Source organism: Nocardia sp. NPDC056000 (assembly GCF_042269265.1).
Classification (GTDB): domain Bacteria; phylum Actinomycetota; class Actinomycetes; order Mycobacteriales; family Mycobacteriaceae; genus Nocardia.
Window position 1 is genome coordinate 1 of the sequence record NZ_JBHJXS010000017.1, and the last position, 16886, is coordinate 16886.

16 protein-coding genes are annotated in these 16886 nt (G+C 65.0%); 9 read left to right on the forward strand and 7 right to left on the reverse strand.

Annotated features, from left to right (window positions below; all coding sequences use genetic code 11):
* Window positions 1-38: 38 nt before the first annotated feature.
* Window positions 39-704: a serine protease gene (locus ACFC4D_RS39530; RefSeq protein WP_375961440.1), complete on the reverse strand. Its 666-nt coding sequence runs from the start codon at window positions 702-704 to the stop codon at window positions 39-41.
* A gap of 504 nt (window positions 705-1208) precedes the next feature.
* On the opposite strand from ACFC4D_RS39530, the gene ACFC4D_RS39535 reads away from it, so the two are divergent.
* From ACFC4D_RS39535 to ACFC4D_RS39575, 9 genes are all read left to right on the forward strand, one after another.
* Window positions 1209-2027: an ABC transporter permease gene (locus tag ACFC4D_RS39535; RefSeq protein ID WP_364636745.1), complete on the forward strand. Its 819-nt coding sequence runs from the start codon at window positions 1209-1211 to the stop codon at window positions 2025-2027.
* Between the two features lie 3 nt (window positions 2028-2030).
* Entirely contained in the window at window positions 2031-2894 is an 864-nt protein-coding gene (locus ACFC4D_RS39540) for an ABC transporter permease (protein WP_364636743.1), read from the forward strand.
* Between the two features lie 13 nt (window positions 2895-2907).
* Complete coding sequence (locus ACFC4D_RS39545; RefSeq protein ID WP_375961436.1) at window positions 2908-4389, forward strand: MlaD family protein; 1482 nt, start codon at window positions 2908-2910, stop codon at window positions 4387-4389.
* Window positions 4386-5429, forward strand: a complete 1044-nt coding sequence (locus ACFC4D_RS39550) for an MCE family protein (RefSeq protein ID WP_376071248.1) — start codon at window positions 4386-4388, stop codon at window positions 5427-5429. The genes ACFC4D_RS39545 and ACFC4D_RS39550 overlap by 4 nt, the downstream gene beginning before the upstream one ends.
* Window positions 5429-6424, forward strand: a complete 996-nt coding sequence (locus ACFC4D_RS39555) for an MCE family protein (protein WP_375963783.1) — start codon at window positions 5429-5431, stop codon at window positions 6422-6424. The genes ACFC4D_RS39550 and ACFC4D_RS39555 overlap by 1 nt, the downstream gene beginning before the upstream one ends.
* The gene (locus tag ACFC4D_RS39560; protein ID WP_375961431.1) at window positions 6421-7527 is read left to right on the forward strand and encodes an MCE family protein; all 1107 of its coding nucleotides are present in this window, start codon (window positions 6421-6423) and stop codon (window positions 7525-7527) included. The genes ACFC4D_RS39555 and ACFC4D_RS39560 overlap by 4 nt, the downstream gene beginning before the upstream one ends.
* On the forward strand, window positions 7524-8639 hold the full coding sequence (locus ACFC4D_RS39565) for an MCE family protein (RefSeq protein ID WP_375961429.1): 1116 nt from the start codon (window positions 7524-7526) through the stop codon (window positions 8637-8639). The genes ACFC4D_RS39560 and ACFC4D_RS39565 overlap by 4 nt, the downstream gene beginning before the upstream one ends.
* Window positions 8636-9808 carry an MlaD family protein gene (locus ACFC4D_RS39570; RefSeq protein ID WP_364636733.1) on the forward strand — a complete coding sequence of 391 codons (1173 nt, stop codon included), beginning with the start codon at window positions 8636-8638 and terminating at the stop codon, window positions 9806-9808. Before ACFC4D_RS39565 ends, ACFC4D_RS39570 begins: the two co-directional genes overlap by 4 nt.
* Window positions 9809-9873: 65 nt before the next feature.
* Window positions 9874-10755 carry a hypothetical protein gene (locus ACFC4D_RS39575; RefSeq protein ID WP_376071250.1) on the forward strand — a complete coding sequence of 294 codons (882 nt, stop codon included), beginning with the start codon at window positions 9874-9876 and terminating at the stop codon, window positions 10753-10755.
* Between the two features lie 140 nt (window positions 10756-10895).
* On the opposite strand, the gene ACFC4D_RS39580 is transcribed toward ACFC4D_RS39575, so the two are convergent.
* The 6 genes from ACFC4D_RS39580 to ACFC4D_RS39605 form a co-directional block, all read right to left on the reverse strand.
* Window positions 10896-11546, reverse strand: coding sequence for a ribonuclease H (locus tag ACFC4D_RS39580; protein ID WP_364636729.1), 651 nt, complete (start codon window positions 11544-11546; stop codon window positions 10896-10898).
* 10 nt (window positions 11547-11556) lie between these two features.
* Entirely contained in the window at window positions 11557-12084 is a 528-nt protein-coding gene (locus ACFC4D_RS39585; protein ID WP_375961423.1) for an SRPBCC family protein, read from the reverse strand.
* Between the two features lie 93 nt (window positions 12085-12177).
* A complete protein-coding gene (lhgO, locus tag ACFC4D_RS39590; RefSeq protein ID WP_376071252.1) occupies window positions 12178-13362 on the reverse strand; it encodes an L-2-hydroxyglutarate oxidase in 1185 nt (394 codons plus the stop codon).
* 10 nt (window positions 13363-13372) lie between these two features.
* Window positions 13373-14164: a hypothetical protein gene (locus ACFC4D_RS39595; RefSeq protein ID WP_376071255.1), complete on the reverse strand. Its 792-nt coding sequence runs from the start codon at window positions 14162-14164 to the stop codon at window positions 13373-13375.
* 394 nt (window positions 14165-14558) lie between these two features.
* Window positions 14559-15350, reverse strand: a complete 792-nt coding sequence (locus tag ACFC4D_RS39600; RefSeq protein WP_376071258.1) for a TIGR03084 family metal-binding protein — start codon at window positions 15348-15350, stop codon at window positions 14559-14561.
* A 145-nt stretch (window positions 15351-15495) separates the two neighbouring features.
* Window positions 15496-16851: a hypothetical protein gene (locus tag ACFC4D_RS39605; protein ID WP_375961414.1), complete on the reverse strand. Its 1356-nt coding sequence runs from the start codon at window positions 16849-16851 to the stop codon at window positions 15496-15498.
* Between the last annotated feature and the right edge of the window lie 35 nt (window positions 16852-16886).

Below are 16886 nucleotides of genomic sequence, written 5' to 3' on the forward strand. Positions count from 1 at the left end.
AGTCTGTTTCGCGCCACGGCGCGGTTCGTCTCGCCCGGCTAGATCGGGTAGTACCCGGAGCCGATGCCGCCGTGCCCGTTCAGATCCGCCATGATCGCGGACATATTGGTACCGACCTCCGGGCCGAAGCAGGCCAGGGCCAGGTACGCGTTCACCATGCCCACCAGGGTGGTGCCGACGACGACCGGAGCGCCGGAATCGCCCTCCACCACGCACATCTGGCTCCAGGTCTCCACATTGCTGGCGAAGACGTCACCCCAGGAGAGTCCGCAGGTATTGCCGGTGGTGCGGCCTTCCTTGCAGACGATCATCGGGAAGCTCGGCGGCCCGCCGAGTCCGGTGATGGTGACATTGCCGATCCGGTTCACCGGGACGACCCGATCCCCGAAGAACTCGATGACCGCGTAGTCCAGATCATGGTTCGAGTAGACGAACCGGCCGATCTGTCCTGCGCCGCGGTCCTTTTCGGCCCATACCTTCGCGCCCGCGTCACCGCAGTGCCCCGCGGTGAGCCCGACCAGCCGACCGGTGCCGTCATGCCCGATGGTGGTGACGGTGCACTCGAACATGTCATCGATGATGATGCCGGAGCCACCACCGATGACTGCCGGAGCGGGGTCGGCGTTCGCGGCCCCGGTGCCCAGCAGCGCGGTCCCCAGGGCGATTGCGAAGACGCCGGCCACACCGGCGAGTTTCCTGAACATGTCCCTCCAGACGTCGGAAGCCGCTCGAGTCAAGCTGCGGAACTCATCCTGTCAGTATTCGTTCCGGGTTGCTGCTTGTACTGCCACATGTTGCGGAGCCGTGTCCTGCTCGTCTTCGCGAGCGATACCGAGTTGGATACGAGTTATGGAATTAATGCATAACTCGCTTCGATTTCCGATAAATTCTCTCCCATTAATTCTTACCCGGCGAAGCTTCACATCTCTGGAAATCGTTCGCAAACACTTGCGAAATTAGAACAAGTTCTAGTTGTTTGCCTGGTTCTTTGTGACAAAAACCAACCGTGATCTGCCAGTTCACAACAGTTCATGCAAAGTGATCTGCCTCTATGACTGAAACCACAACGCGTGGTGTGTTTTTCCTAACTCCGTAGTAAGGTGCGTCAAGCAAACAGGTGCCGGAGGCGGGTAACCCGGCGTCGAGAGGGGTAGTCAGTGCAGTTGACCAAGAGCCCGGGTGGGCAGGGGAGCCCCACGGAGTCGCGGATGAACGCAGCCGTGGACTGGGCCAGAGGCTACTGGCAGGACCATCCACAGAAGTCGCTGGAAACCGGCGGCCGAATGATGGCCATGGGCGTCTCCGCAATCGCCGAGTTGTTCATCGCGATCTTCCGGAAGCGTTTCCCCTTCGCCGAGTTCGTCCGGCAGTGCGCGTTCATGGCGAATGTCGCCGCCGCGCCCACCCTGCTGGTCGCCATTCCGATCGGCGTCATCGTCTCCATTCAGGTCGGCTCGGTCGCCGGACAGGTCGGCGCGACCTCGTTCATCGGCGCGGCCAATGGCCTGGGCATCATTCAGCAGGGCGCGCCACTGGTCACCTCGCTGATGATCGCCGGTGCGGTCGGCTCCGCCATCACCGCCGATCTCGGCTCGCGCACCATTCGCGAGGAGATCGACGCCATGAAGGTGATGGGCGTCGATCCGATGCGCCGCCTGGTCGCCCCGCGACTCGGCGCGGCCATGCTGGTCTCGGTATTGCTCTGCGGCTTCGTGGTTTTCGTCGGCTTCCTGACCGGCTACGTCTTCAATATCTTCGCGCAGGGCGGCACCCCCGGCTCCTACGTCGGCACCTTCGCCTCCTTCGCGATCACGACGGATTTGTTTGTGGCGCTGCTCAAGTCATTGATCTTCGGCGTGCTCGCGGCGATCATCGCCTGCGATGCCGGACTGAACACCCGCGGCGGTCCGGGCGGTGTGGCCAACTCGGTGAACACCGCGGTCGTCATGTCCGCGGTGATGCTCTTCGGCGTGAATCTGATTCTCACGCAGGTCTACAACTCCCTGTTCCCCCCACAGATGGTCTGAGTCGTGTCAGCAACGTATGTTCCGCCGCTGCTGCGGCCGTTCCAACGGATCAAGGGTGTGGCCTCCTCGCCGCGTGACTTCGTCGCGCGCATCGGCCACCAGGTCTTCTTCTTCCTGCGCTCGCTCGGCTCGATGCCGATGGCGTTCCGGCACTACCCCAAAGAGGTGTGGCGGCTGCTGTCCGATGTCACCTGGGGCAACGGCAATCTCATCGTCGGCGGCGGCACCATCGGCGTCGTGCTCATCCTGTCCGCGTTCGGCGGTATGACGGTCGCCATCCAGGGCTACACCTCGCTGAACCTGCTCGGCCTGAGCCCGCTGACCGGCGCCATCTCCGCGTTCGCCACCACCCGTGAACTCGGCCCGATGCTCGCCACCCTCGCCTTCGCGGCGCAGGCGGGCTGTAGGTTCACCGCGCAGCTGGGCGCCATGCGCATCTCCGAGGAGATCGACGCGCTGGAATCGGTTGCCATCCGGCCGCTTCCGTACCTGGTGAGCACCCGCATGATCGCGGCCATGATCGCCATCGTGCCGCTGTACTGCCTGGCGCTGCCGTTCGCGTACATCTCCTGCTCGCTGACCGTGCAGTTGATCGGCGGCACCGCGTCCGGGACATTCCAGCACTACTTCTATCAGTTCCTGGTGCCGCACGATGTGCTGTACTCACTGCTGAAGGCGATCATCTTCGTCGCGATCACCACGTTCATCCAGTGCTACTACGGGTTTTTCGCCTCCGGCGGTCCCGAGGGCGTTGGTGTCGCGGCGGGTCGCGCGATCAAGCTGAGCATCATCGCGGTGGTGTTCGCGGACCTGTTCATCACGTTGGCCATCTGGGGCGTCAACCCCGGCATTCGGATCTCGGGATAAGGGGGCGCACAGCATGATTCTCGATCCCAGCGGCCGCGGCCCGACCATGCGGCAACTGCTCATCGCGGGTGTCGCCGGACTCGTCGTCTTCGCACTCATCCTGGGTTTCCTGATGGCGCGCTACAAGGGCGCGTTCGTCGACAAGGTCAATGTCACCGCGAACCTCACCACCACCGGTGACGGCCTGCCCGATAACGCCGACGTGAAGTTCCGCGGCGTGCTGGTCGGCGCGGTCAAGAACGTCTCGGTCGCCGCCAAAGGTGAACTGCAGCAGGTCCACATCGAGATGAAGCCGGAGTACACCGGCGGCATTCCCGCGAATGTGACCGCGCGCGTGGTGCCCTCCAACCTGTTCGCCGTCACCTCGGTGGAGCTGGTCTACAACGGCGCGGACGCCGCGCACCTCAAAGAGGGTTCGCAGATCTCCGAGGACCGCTCCAAAGGCACCATCGCACTGCAGGACACGCTCACCACGGTCCGCAATATCCTCGGCAAGATCGATCCGATCCAGTTCGGCCGGGTGCTCGGCACGCTGTCCTACGCCCTCGACGGTTCCGGTCGCATGCCCGGCTCCTCCATCGAGCGGGTGGACCGCTGGCTGCAGTCGGTCGACGATTCGATTCCGGATCTCGGCGTCATGCTCAGCGACTTCTCCAATTCCTTCCGCGCGCTCAACCAGTCCGCACCGGAATTGATGGGCGTGCTCAGCGAATCGGTGAAGACCGCGCAGACCATCGCCGATCGCCGCGCCGAACTCACCTCGCTGATCTCCGGCACCGCGGTCACCGTGGACAAGGTCAACGCCCTGTTCGCGCGAAACCCCAACGTGGGCAAGGACGTCACGACCGGCACCAGCGCACTGTTCGGCGCCCTGTCCGACGATCCGAACGCCATCCCGCAGGCCATCGCGAACCTGAACAACTCGGTGCGCAAGCTCGGGTCCACATTCCACTGGGGCCCGCAGAAGCAGATGATCTGGAATATGGGGCTCACCTTCACGCCCTATAAGCCGTACACCCGTGACGACTGCCCGCGCTACGGCGAACTGGCCGCCCCGAGCTGCGCCAGCGCGCCGCTCATCTCCGATCCCGGCACACTGCCGGAATCGTTGCGGCCCAAGTCCCTCGACGTCGCCGCCGGACTGCCGAAACTGCCGCCGCCCGCGGGCTTCCCGCTGATCCCGGGCCTGACGATGGTCGAGCCGACCCCCGCCGCCGGTGACACCGCGCCCGCCAACCCCTTCGCGGGCACCCCGCTGCAGGGCCTCTTCCCGAACGCCGCCCCCGCGGCGCCGGGCAATCAGCCGGGTGCGGCGCCCGCCGCCGCACCGGCGTCACAGCAGACGCTGCCCAAGGGCGGGACAATCTCCTACCCCGGTGACTCCGCTATTACCGCGCTGCTGGGCCGTCGCCCGTCAGCGGCCGAATACCTGCTGCTGAGCCCGATTCTGAGGGATGGAACCTTGCAAGTGACCGAAAGCGAGCCCGGTCGATGAGCATTCGCAAACCGCTGATCGGTTTCGGCATCTTCGCGATCGTGTCCGTCCTGGTGACCGCGGTCATCTGGAATACCCTGGCGCGCACCGTGGACGGGACCACCAACCGATACACCGCGACCTTCACCGATGTGCTCGGCCTGCGCAAGGGCGATGACGTCCGGATGGCGGGCGTGCGCGTCGGCAAGGTCGAAGAGATCAAGCTGGACAAGAAGAACGCCGCCGAGGTGACCTTCATCGTGCAGCGCGATCAAACGCTGTACGGCGACACCAAGGCGCTGGTCCGCTACCAGAACCTGATCGGCCAGCGCTATATCGCGCTGGCGGAGCCGGTCAAGGGCAAGCCGGTCTCCGGCACGCACACGGTGTTGCGGAACAACGGGGCCATTCCGGTCGAGCGCACCGAACCGTCCTTCGACGTGTCCGGTCTGCTCAACGGTTTCCAGCCGCTGTTCCAGGTGCTGCAACCGGATCAGGTGAACAACCTGTCCAACACCTTCATCCAGGCACTGCAGGGTGACGGGGTCTCGTTGAGCGCCTTCATCACCCAGGCCGCCACCCTGGCCACCGACTTCCAGCGCCGCGACGCCATCCTCTCGGATGTGATCACCAATCTCTCCGGTGTCATGTCCGGGCTGGCCAAGCGCGGTGACGAACTGGAAACCCTGGTGACGCAGACTCGTTCGCTGATCGGCGGACTGTACGCGCAGGGCCAGTCGCTGCAGACCTCCACCGTGCAGATCGCCGACGCGACCTCCGCGCTGGTGACCATGATCGGTCAGATCCAGCCGAAACTCGTGCTGGCACAGAACTCCACGCATGACGCGCTCGCGCTGCTGCTCGCCAATGGCGACAAGCTCGACAAGGGCGCGGTGGACTTCCCCAACATCCTCACCGATATCGGCAAGTTCACCCAGAACGGCACCTACGCCAACGCGTACGTGTGCAGCCTGGATGTCTCGCTGTACGGAATCCTCTTCCCGCGCGGTCTGTTCAACCAGATCGGCGGCAACTCCCACTCGGCGGTGTGCCGGCCATGATGGTGAAACTCAAGTCCCGCTTCAACGCCAATCGCAATATGTGGCTCGGCCTGTTCGGCGTGCTGCTCATCGTCGGCCTGCTGGCCGGGTCCACGCTGTACCGCCAGATCGGTATCGGCGAGAAGACCATCAAGGCCGAATTCGTGCAGACCGCGGGCATCAAGACCGGTGACAAGGTCGCGGTCTCGGGTGTCTCGGTGGGCACGGTCACCGGCGCCGAACTCGAGGGCGACCATGTGATGGTCTCGCTCTCGGTGAAGAACGACGTCAAGTTCGGACCCGATGCCAAGGCGTCGATCAAGATGGCGACCCTGCTGGGCGCGCGCTATGTCGATCTGGTGCCCGGTGACGGCTCCGGTCTGAAGAACAATCGAATTCCCAAGTCCAACACGTCCGTTCCCTACAACCTGGCCGATGTGGTGCAGGAGGGCACGCCGAAGTTCGAGGAACTCGACACCAAGAAGCTCGCCGATTCGCTCAATCTGATCAATCAGCAGATGGGTGATTCCCCGCAGCTCACGGTGCAGGCGCTGGATTCGGTCGGCGCGCTGGCCAAGACCATGAACGACCGCAAGGGCGAGGTCGACCAGCTGCTCAAGGATCTGGACCGGGTCACCAAGATCCTCGGCGACAACCGCAACAGCGTGCTGCTGGTCATCACCCAGGGCGAGGCCATCGCCAACCGGGTGATGGAGCGGCAGACCCTGCTGCGCACCCTGCTGGACAATGTGGCCACGCTCAGCAGCCAGTTGCAGCAGATCGGCGCGCAGAACGACAACCAGTTCGGCCCGACCCTGATCCAGCTCAACACCATGGCCGAGGGCCTGCAGAAGAACAAGGACAACCTGGATCGCCTGCTGTCCGCCATGCCGGTCGGCGTGCGCACGTTCAACAACGCGTTCGGTGACGGCAACTACGGCAATGTCGGTCTGCCGTGGCTGTTCCCGGACAACTGGTTGTGCTTCGCTCAAGTCATTCAGGGGTGCCAGGGATGAAATCGGTCAAGCTCAACATCGGGCGCATCGCCAAGGCCGCCATGATCGGCACCGCCGCGCTCGCGGTCGGCAGCTGCTCCATTGTGCCGCTCGGGGTGAAGGACGCGGTCGGTCAGACCCAGCACTTCACCGCCGACTTCCTCAATATCGCGGGCATGTTCGAGGGCAACCCGATCACCGTGCTCGGGCTCGATGTCGGCAAGGTCGACAAGATCGTGCCCAAGGGTCAGTACGTCGAGGTGCACATGACGGTGGACGCCGGCGTGGACATTCCGAAAAACGTGCAGGCGGCGCTGATTTCGCCGTCCATCGTGACGGACCGGCATATCGAGCTGACCCCGCGCTACACCGGCGGGGACAAGCTCAAGGACGGTTCGCACCTGACCACCCAGCAGACCAAGACCCCGGTCGAGCTGGACACCATGATCAAGACCATCGACACCTTCGCCGCGGCGCTCAAGCCGACCGACGGCAATGACGGTCTCGGTCCGCTGTCCGGTCGCGTGCTGTACCCGATGATGAACGGGAACGGCGAGAAGATGCGCGATGTGCTCAACTCGCTCTCGGGCGCGCTGAAGGTCGGTGTCGACAACAAGGACGCCGTCTCCACCATCATCATCAAGCTGAACGAACTGACCACCATGCTGGCCGACAACGACCAGTCGGTCCGGGATTTCAGCAATCGCATGACCCAGATGACCGGGCTGCTCGCCGACCAGGCCCCCGGCCTGCAGGCCACGCTGGAACAGCTCAATGCCTTCCTGGCCAACACCAGTGGCGCGTTCTCGCAGTACTCCGATCAGCTCAACGGCACCCTCACCGGCCTCACCAATGTCACCAATCAGCTGCGAGCCAACGCCGCCGGTGTCATCGAGGTCGTCGACACCGCACCGCTGCTCATGCAGAACCTGGACCGCTCGGTGAACCGGCAGGGCCAGTTCATCCGCCTGCACGCGGTGCTCGGCACGGTGCTGTCCGGCGAGATCATCAGCCTGTTCTGTGAACGCATCCAGATGAAATCGGACGGCTGCCGCACCGGCAAGGTGGAGGACCTCGGCCCCGATCTCGGCCTGATGGCGGCAATGTTGGGAATGACGAAATGAGCAACCGTTTCCGCCGAGAGTTGCGGTCGGGCAGGCGAACCCGGCACACCATCGTCGCGCTGGCGGTGGCGGCCTCCACCCTCGCGGTCTCCGGCTGCGGCCTGACCGTGGAGAGCCTGCCGCTGCCCAAGCCCGGCGCGGGCGATAAGACGTACACCATCCACGCGGTCTTCGACAATGCGCTGAATCTGCCGGACCAGGCCAAGGTGAAGATCGGCGGCTCCGACGTCGGCGTCGTCACCAAGATCAGCACCAAGGATTTCAAGGCCAATGTCGATCTGGCCATCCGTACCGATATCGAATTGCCCACCGGCAGTACGGCGGAACTGCGGCAGGCCACGCCACTGGGCGATGTGTTCGTCGCGGTGTCCAAGCCCAAGACCGATCCGGGCGTGCAGATGCTGAAAAACGGTGACACGCTGACGAATACGTCGGCGGGCGCCACCGTGGAAGAACTGCTGCTGTCGATTTCCATGCTGTTCAACGGCGGCGGTATCGCGGCCCTGTCCAAACTGACCTCCGAGATGGACTCCATCGTCGGCGGCAAGGGGCAGACGCTGGCGCACCTGATCACCGAAATGACCGGTGTGGTGGGCAGTCTCAACAACAACAGCTCGCGGGTGGACAGTGTGCTCGCCCAATTCAGCGCGCTGGCCAACACCATTCAGGCCAATCACGATCAGCTCGGCCAGGTGGCGAATACGCTGCCCGCCATGATCGGCGCGGTCGCGGAGAACAATCAGGCGCTCGGCGATCTGCTCACCAAGATCTCCACAACCAGTGCGGCCCTGGGCGATTACGCCAACACCACCTCCGGTGATCTGGCCAGTCTGCTCGACAATGTGCAGCAGCTGATGGCCGCGCTGGCTCGCACCGAACCCGACTTCGGTCCCATGCTCGACGCCATCCACGAGCTGCGGCCGTCGGTGGACGCGTCGTTCAAGGGCAATACGCTCGCGGTGGCGGCCACGCTCAGCATGCTCGATATCGGCCTGCTCACCGATCCGGCCAATAGCAAGTTCCCGGACCTGCGCGACCTGAACGACTTCGGGGGCAGCCTGATCCAGGTACTGCAGATCATTTACGGCCGGATCAACGGGGGCCACCGATGAATTGGGTGAAGAACCACAAGAACCTGGTGTCGAATTCGGCGCTGGTGCTCATTCTGCTCGTCGGCGCGACCTATCTGGCGATCAGCGTCATGCGGGTCAATCCGCTGCGCGAAACCTATAGGGTCACGGTCGATCTGGATCGCTCCGGCGGTCTGCAGTCCGGCAATGACGTCACCCTGCGCGGTTACCGCATCGGCAAGGTCACCGATATCAAGCTGGAGAAGGACGGCTCCGCCATCGCGGCGACCGTCGAGATCGACAAGAAGTACCGCATCCCCAGCGATACCGTGATTTCGGTGGGCGCGCTGTCCGGCGCGGGTGAGCAGTACCTGGACTTCCGGCCCAATACCGATAAGGCGCCGTTCCTGAACAACGGCTCGATCGTCCAGTTCGACAAGGACAAGGTCAAGACGCCGACCCCGGTGTGGTCGGTGCTGGACAATTCCAGTGAGCTGATCTCGCAGATCGATCCGGACAAATTCTCCACCATCCTCACCGAACTCGACACCGCGCTGTCCGGTGGACCGGATCAGCTACGATCGCTCATCAACGGCATCAGCCTGGCGACCACCGGCCTGGACAACCTGCTGCCGCAGACCACGAATCTGATCAAGAACCTGCAGACGATCAATGCCACCACCTCGTTGGCGCAGCCGGATCTGGCTACGCTGACCCGCAATTCGAGTGTGTTGTTCCAGCAGTTCAACGATGCCAATGCCGAACTTCAGAAGATCCTGGAGCAGGCGCCCGCGCAATTGCAGGCCCTCGGAGCGGTGCTCGACAAGACCGCCGATCCGATGACCAGCCTGGCCGCCAATTTCGCCGCCATCACCAAGGGCGCGATACTGCGGCAGCCCGCCCTGCGCGCGCTGTTCCCGGCGCTGGTGGTCGGCACCTCGGCCATGGGTGTGCCGGCGCACGACGGCGAGTTCTACACCATCGTCGATATCTGGCCGCGTCCCTTCTGCGACTACTCGACGAAGCAGATCCGCCCCGAAGCAGCGACCGACGCCACCCTCTCCAAGTGGGGCAGCTACTGCACCAATGGACAGGCGGACCAGCAGATTCGCGGTTCGGGCAACGCCCCGCGACCGGATGTGCCGAACAATGGCGCGTACCCGCCCGCGGGTGCCGACCAGAACGAGCGGACTCTCCCGCCGATCCGGTGAGCGGGCATACTCGCTGAAGAACCTAGAACGGTGCGCCCGCAGCGCACCGAGGAAGTGATCGATACATGTCGGATGACGCTGCCCAGGACAAGAAAACCGAAGACGACTCGATCGCCGAGGCCGATGTACAGGGCAGCGCCGACGTAACGCCGACGGCGAAGCAGGAAGCGGCCGAACCGGAAACGGTCGCCCTCGGCAAGGACACCGACGCCGCCGACAAGGCCGCCGCTGCCGCCGACAAGCCCGCCGACGCGATCCCCGCCGCACCGGTTGCGGCCGCGGCGGACTCCGAGGTGCCGCCCGTTCCGGCGAGCTCGGCTCCGGCCACCCCGCCGCCCACGGCGAAGTCGTCGTCCTCGCTGCCGTTGCCGTTGATCGCCGCCTTCGCGGCGGGCGTGCTGCTGGTGGCCGCGATCGGCGCGGTCGTGTTCTTCTGGTTGCAGTCGAACAACGACAAGAACGAACTCGCCGACCGCGACGATTCCACCAAGGCCGCCTGCGATTTCGTCAAAACCGTCTCGGTTTACGACGACAAGAGCCTCGGCGACTACGTGCAGCGCGTCCAGGCCGCCACCACCGGCGACTTCCGGGACATGTTCGACAAGATGTCCGGCGACCTCAAGGACGTGCTGACCAGTGTGCACGCCTCCTCGAAGCTGAACACGGTCCGCTGCGGCTGGGAATCCGGTGACGACTCCAAGGCCACCGTCCTGGTCAGCCTCACCCAGACCTCCAGCAACACCATGCGCGCCCAGCCCCTCGTGCTGACCCTGCCCACCTACGCCGAACTGGAGAAGAAGGACGGCAAGTGGCTCGTCTCCAAGTTCGAGCCCATCGCCGACAACGGCAACAACGGCCTCTTCCCCGGCGGCGGCTCCCCCTCCACCCAACAGCCCGCCCCCTCCGGAGCCCCGGCCCCCGCCCCCACCCCGGCCCCGGGTAACTGAGCCACCACGCGAAAAGGCCCGCCCCCGATAAAAATCGGAGGCGGGCCTTTTCTGATCGAGCGGTCGAGGCGGCGTCCGCCTGGGGGTTTGGGGGCGTAGCCCCCAAGACCCAGCGTCAGCGTCCCCCCATTTCCCCTGTTCTAGAACAGGGTCAGCGCGTCGGGCGCCGGAGTTTTCGCCGGGGTGGCCCTGCGACGCGGAGTCGCCGGGGCCGTATGCGCTTGCGCCACGATCTTTTCGGCGACCGCCGAGACATTCTCCACCGGCGAGATCACCGGAATCGGCTCCGTCATCGGATCGATCGGAATCGGCTCGGTGATCGGATCATCGGTGGTGACATCGGGCGCGGGCTCGAGCGTCCCGGCGGCGATGGCGCGCGCGGCCTGCCCGCACAGCGTGTCCGCCTGCTCGTTGAAGTAGTTGCCGACATGTCCGCGCACCCAGCGGAATCGCACGGGCCCGGGCCGGGTGCTGATGGCCTGATCGATCGCCCGGATCAACTCCAGGTTCTTCACCGGCCCCCCGCTGGAGGTCTTCCACCCGTTCCGCCGCCACCCGTTGATCCATTCGGAGGCGCACTTGATCGCATAGAGCGAATCGGATTCGATGAACAGCGGTTCCGAGCTGGGATGGGCGCGGATGGCTTCCAATAGCGCGCGTAGCTCCGCGATCTGGTTGGTGCCCGAGGCCGCACCGCCGCTGGCCGATCCGCCCGCGTGATTGACCCACGCCCAGCCGATGGCTCCGCCCGGGTTACGCAGGCACGATCCGTCGGTGCTCACGATGATCATGCTCACAACCCTACGCAATCCGGCCGACAAGATCCGTTCCGTGGAATTCCTCTATCTCCCTTCGCAATTGCGATTCGGTGCGTCGCACGGCCGATTGTACGGCGGCGGCCAGCATTCGGGAGAGCAGGCGGCCGGTGAGCCCGCGCGGAACGCGGTACTCGGTTTCCGAGGTCAGCACCGCACGACCGTAGCCGAGCGGATCGAATCGCAGGGTGATGACGCACAGCGGTGCGCCGATCGGTGTGCCGCCATCGTGCTGCTGCGCGGGCGCCGACTTCCCCGTCCTGCGTCTGCGCAGCGTGTATTCGATGACCGCGTTGCGGCGGTAGTCGGTGATCTCGCATTCGATGACCGGATGCCAGAAGCCGACCCGCAGCCGCGCCCCGAAGATGGCTCCCGAGCCGTGATCGCTGTCTCCGAGGGGTTCGAAGGCGGTGACGGCGAAGGCCCAGTCCGGTACGAACTGATGGTTGTCGGTATAGGTGAACGCGACCTCCACCGGTGCCCCGACGTCGCACGCGTATTTCATGTGGCCCATAGGTGCTCCCTGTCCCACGGCTGCCAACAAAAGTACTACAGCAATCCTATTTAATGAATGGATACCCGGATTTGCTGTGCGTGCGCAATTCGGTCAGTTGTCCAATTGTTCGGCGATATGTGCCGCGATCGGCAGTGCCGAAGTGGCGGCCGGTGACGGCGCATTGAGCACGTGCACCGACCTCGCCGTCCGTTCGATCAGGAAATCGTGCACCAGCGTGCCATCCCGTCGCACCGCCTGCGCGCGGATTCCGGCCTCGCGTGGCAACAGATCCGCTACCGTCAATTCCGGACAGTAGCGCCGGCACTCCGCCAGATATCCGCGCCGGAACATCGAATTGCGCATCTCGCGCAGTCCCGTTCGCACATTGGCCGCGGCCACCCGGTGAAAACCCGGGAATCCCAGGATTTCCCGCGCATCGCGCAGATTCACGCTGCCCTTGCGATATCCCTCGCGCGCCAATCCGAGCACCGCGTTGGGCCCGACGGTCAGCCCGCCGTCGATGGTCGGGCTCAAATGCACGCCCAGGAACGGCAATTCGGGATCGGGAATGGGGTAGATGAGCGTGCTGACCAGGCCCTTGCGCTCGGGCGGCAGCTGGTAATACTCACCGCGGAACGGCACGATGCGCAGATCGGGGCGCAATCCGGCGAGCGCGGCGAGCCGATCGGCCTGCAATCCACCGCACACCACCAGCCGGGCGGCCCGCCAGCTCCCGGCGGGACCGGAAACGGTTACCGCATCGGTGTTCTCGTCGATCGCGGTGATCTCCGCGCCGAGCCGGATCTCGCCACCGGCCGCGCGAATCGCCTCCGCCAGCGCCGCGGTGACCAGCTTGTAGTCGATGATTCCGGTGCTCGCCACGAACAGCGCGCCCACCCCGGTGATCCGGGGTTCGCGGCGCACCAGTTCGGCGGCGTCGAGCAGTTCCACCTCGACGTCATTGGTCACCGACCGCTCGTACAGCGCCAGCATCCGGGCGTGTTCGGCGGAATCGGTGGCCACCAGCAGTTTTCCGCACACCTCGAACGGAATGCCGTGCGCCGCCGCGAATTCCTTGGTCTGTTCGGCCCCGGCCCGGCACAGCCGCGCCTTGAGACTGCCGGGCTCGTAATAGATTCCGGAGTGGATCACCCCGCTGTTGTGCCCGGTCTGGTGCACGCCCAGCGCATCCGCTTTCTCGAGCAGCAGCAGGCTCGCGCCGGGATGCCGTTCGAGAATGCGGTGCGCGGTGGCCACTCCGACGATGCCGCCGCCGATCACGCAGTAGTCGTACACACCGGAAGTCTCACACAGTGGTGAGTTCCGGGCCGCCCGTGCGGCCGGATTCCGCTCCCGTGCCGGGCGAGACCTGCTGTGCTCCGGCCTCGTTCGGCGTGACCACCTGGCTCGGCCCGGCTGCCTGGTTCGGCACGGTCGCCGCGGCGGGTGTGTTGTGCCTGGCCAACTGGACGCCGTAGCGGCCGATCGCCGGATCGGACAGTGTCACCGTCACTTCACCGCTGTGCGTATCCACATCGGTGCGCAGCTGGGTGTTGGCCGTCGGATCGGATCCGATGCCCAGGGTCTCCCCGATCGGCGTGTGCAGCACCAGATCGGCGATGGTGGCGAACACATTGGTGTCCAAGGTCAGCGAGACCGAATTGCGCTGTACCGGAACGACTGCCGCGCCGACGTATGCGCCGCCGAGTCGCAACTGCCCGGCTATCGGCTCGGGTTTGGCCGCGCGGGTGGTTTCGGTGGTCGTTCCGACGCGGGTGGCCGGAATATTCAGCGGTGCAGGATTTTCCGTGACATGCGGTGTGAAAAACGCTGTGAGGCCGATATTGTCGGCGACCGGCGTATTGTCGACCGGTGCTGTGACGTTGCCGGGCGCGGTCACCGTCGCGTGCCGGTCACCCGGCGCGGCCACGATCGTGCCGGATTTCTGTGCGTCGGCCATTTGGTTGGCGATGTAGGAGCCGGCGGCGACGGTGAGACCGATGCTCGCCATTCCGGCGGTGACGATGGCGCCGTAGCGGAGCACCTGTGCCGCACGCCGCGATGATCCGGCGGCCTGCGTCGCGAGTTGATGCGACATGACTGGTGCGGTCCTTTCCCTCTCCCCTGGTCCCCCTGCGTCTTTCGACGCCCACGACCCGCACCATTGAAAGTCGTACGCCCGTCCAGGTTACGGTGACGCGCGGTGACACCCGCGGCCCTCGAGACCAGGATCACAGCGACTGTACCGACAGATGAGACTGCCGGGTCCGAAATGGGAACTTCGCCCGGGTTTCTGCATCGGCAGGTTTCCGATATCGGAAGGCTGGGTAAATACCAGAGAGCGGCGAGCGCCCACTCGACTGCCACTCGAGGACCTCCGGCCAATGTCGTCCGGTCGGCACCAGGCACGGCGCACCCAAGGGTGGCGCTCGCTCGCTCTACTCCCTGGGAATTGGGGGAGATCTAGGCCGGAGGCCGGGATCGGCGGCGGGTCAGTGGAACTGGCCCGCCGTCCGGCCGACTCCGGGCGGACCGGCGAAAGCCTGTGCCAGCCCGAGCCATTCGAGCGCCTGCGCACCCTCCACCTGCAAAGACAGGTCATCGAGATGCCTGCGCTGGGTGACGGCGAGGCAGAAATCCACGGCGGGACCGCTGATTCGCTGCGCCGCGTCCGCGGGACCCCAGGTCCACGCGGAGCCGTCGGGTGCGGTCAGTTCGATCCGGAACTCCGCATCGGGCGCGGTGCGCCCGTGCGTGAGGTACGCGAAATTGCGGGTGCGCACGCCGAGATGTGCGACGTTCTTCAACCGAGCGGTCGGTACCCGGGTGACCCCGAGCGCATCCGCCACATCCTGCCCGTGCGCCCAGGTCTCCATGAGCCGCGCGGTCACCATGGAGGCCGCGCTCATCGGCGGTCCGAACCACGGCAGTTTGGTTCCGGCGGGCACCGTTCGCAAAGCCTCGACCAGCACCGCGCGATCACGCCGCCAGGCCGCGAGCAATTCCGGCGCGGGCGTCCTGGCCTCTTCCTCGGCGGCCTCGTCCACGAAGGTGAGCGCCTTGGGCAGCGCCGCCCGCACGAGCGCGTCGAAGGCGACCGTATCGGTGGCGGCGATCGCGGCGACGCGATCGGTCCAGGTCAGGTGTGCGATCTGATGGGCGATGGTCCAGCCGGGCGCGGGGGTGTCCCGCTGCCACTCGGCGGCATCGAGATCGGCGATGAGCCGGTCCAGGTCGTCGCATTCGGCGGTGAAGTCGGCGAGCAACGCCTCGAGATCGGCCATCGAAAGTCCTTGTCGCTCAAGCTCGCTGTGCCGAGACAGGCACAGAACGGGCACACACGCCATTGTGTGTGCCGTCGCCGCCAGCATCGCAGTGCGAGCGAAAAAATGCAAGCACGCGTGCTTGTATTTGCCTCGAAGCGGTCGTCTACCAGCCGAACAGGATCAGATGCACCGCGCCAACGCCGAGCCCGAGCGCCGCGCCGTGCAGATACAGCAGCCACGCGTCCTGTTCCACCGAGGCGTAGAACATCTCCATGAACTCGCCCGGCGTCAGCTGCTGGAGTTTGCGCGCGGCGAATTCGTCGATCTTCTTGGCCTGCGCCGCCGCGAATTCCTCGTCCTCGACCAGGCTCGGCGCGAGTCCGGCGGCCGCGGCGGTCGCGCCGACCTTCAGATTGTCGAAATTCCGGGCACCGAACACGGTGCGCACGAAGGTGTGCGTCGGCCCGAGCTGCCGGTGGATCTCGGCGGCGATGAGACGCTCGAGCAGCTGCCGGGTCTTGTCGCCATTGGTGCCGTCGAGCAATTCCTTGGCCAGATTGGGCAGCGTCAGCACCTGGTAGGCCAGGATGTGCGCGAGATCGGCCGCGGCCTCGGGCTGCCGCTTGGCCAGCAGCGCCTGCTTCCACAGGTACTTGTAGCGCGGTTGCGGATCGCCGGGCTCGAACACCATTTTCACCGCGATCACATTGACCAGTACGCCGATGGCGGCGGCCGCGGCCAGGATGACCACCCAGCTCGGCACCCAGCCCACGACCGGAATGCGGTGGTGCACTTGCATATACAGCGCCAGCAGCAGGCCGAACGGCGCGCCGAGCAGTCCGATGCGCACCATGAATTTGAGTTCGGGCGCGGCGATGGTGGTGGTGAGGTCCTTCAGGATGTGCGGATTCTCCTGCAGGTACCGAATGACGAAACTCTTGATGTCGATGAGCTGATCGACATTGTCGCCGAGCTGTTCGAAAGCCCGCCGGGCCAGCGTCGGCAATTCGCGTTCCACGCGCTGGTACAACACATTTCGGGCCGCGCGCGGGACCGCGCCCCACAGATCCGGGTTCTCCCGCTTCATGATCTCGTTGACCATGGACGGCACCTGTTTGCGGCCGACGTCGGCGATGTAATCCGCGATGCCGTCCAGATCCAGTTCATGGATGAAATCGCGCGGACTGCCGATGCGCATGATGGCGACGTCCACGCAGATGCTGGCCATTTTCTCGGCGCGTGCGGGGATGAAGCCCTGGAAGCCGAGCTGTTTGCCGTCGCCGGAGAAGGTCGGCAGCACCTGCACGCGGCGCGGCAGATAGGGATAGAGAATGTCCAGGCCCGGAATGCGGATACCGCGAAAGTAGAGCGGCCAGAACAACATCAGCACGCCGGTCCAGTTGGTGAGCCAACCGGCGATGGCGCTGAAGATGGGGAAACTGATCAGGTCGACGACGAGTTTGGGTTGGCCGGTCAGCTGCTCCCAGTCGAGGAAGACACCCGAGGCCATTGTCGTCATTACTGCGTCCCCCTGCGGCCGATGGTGAGAAAACG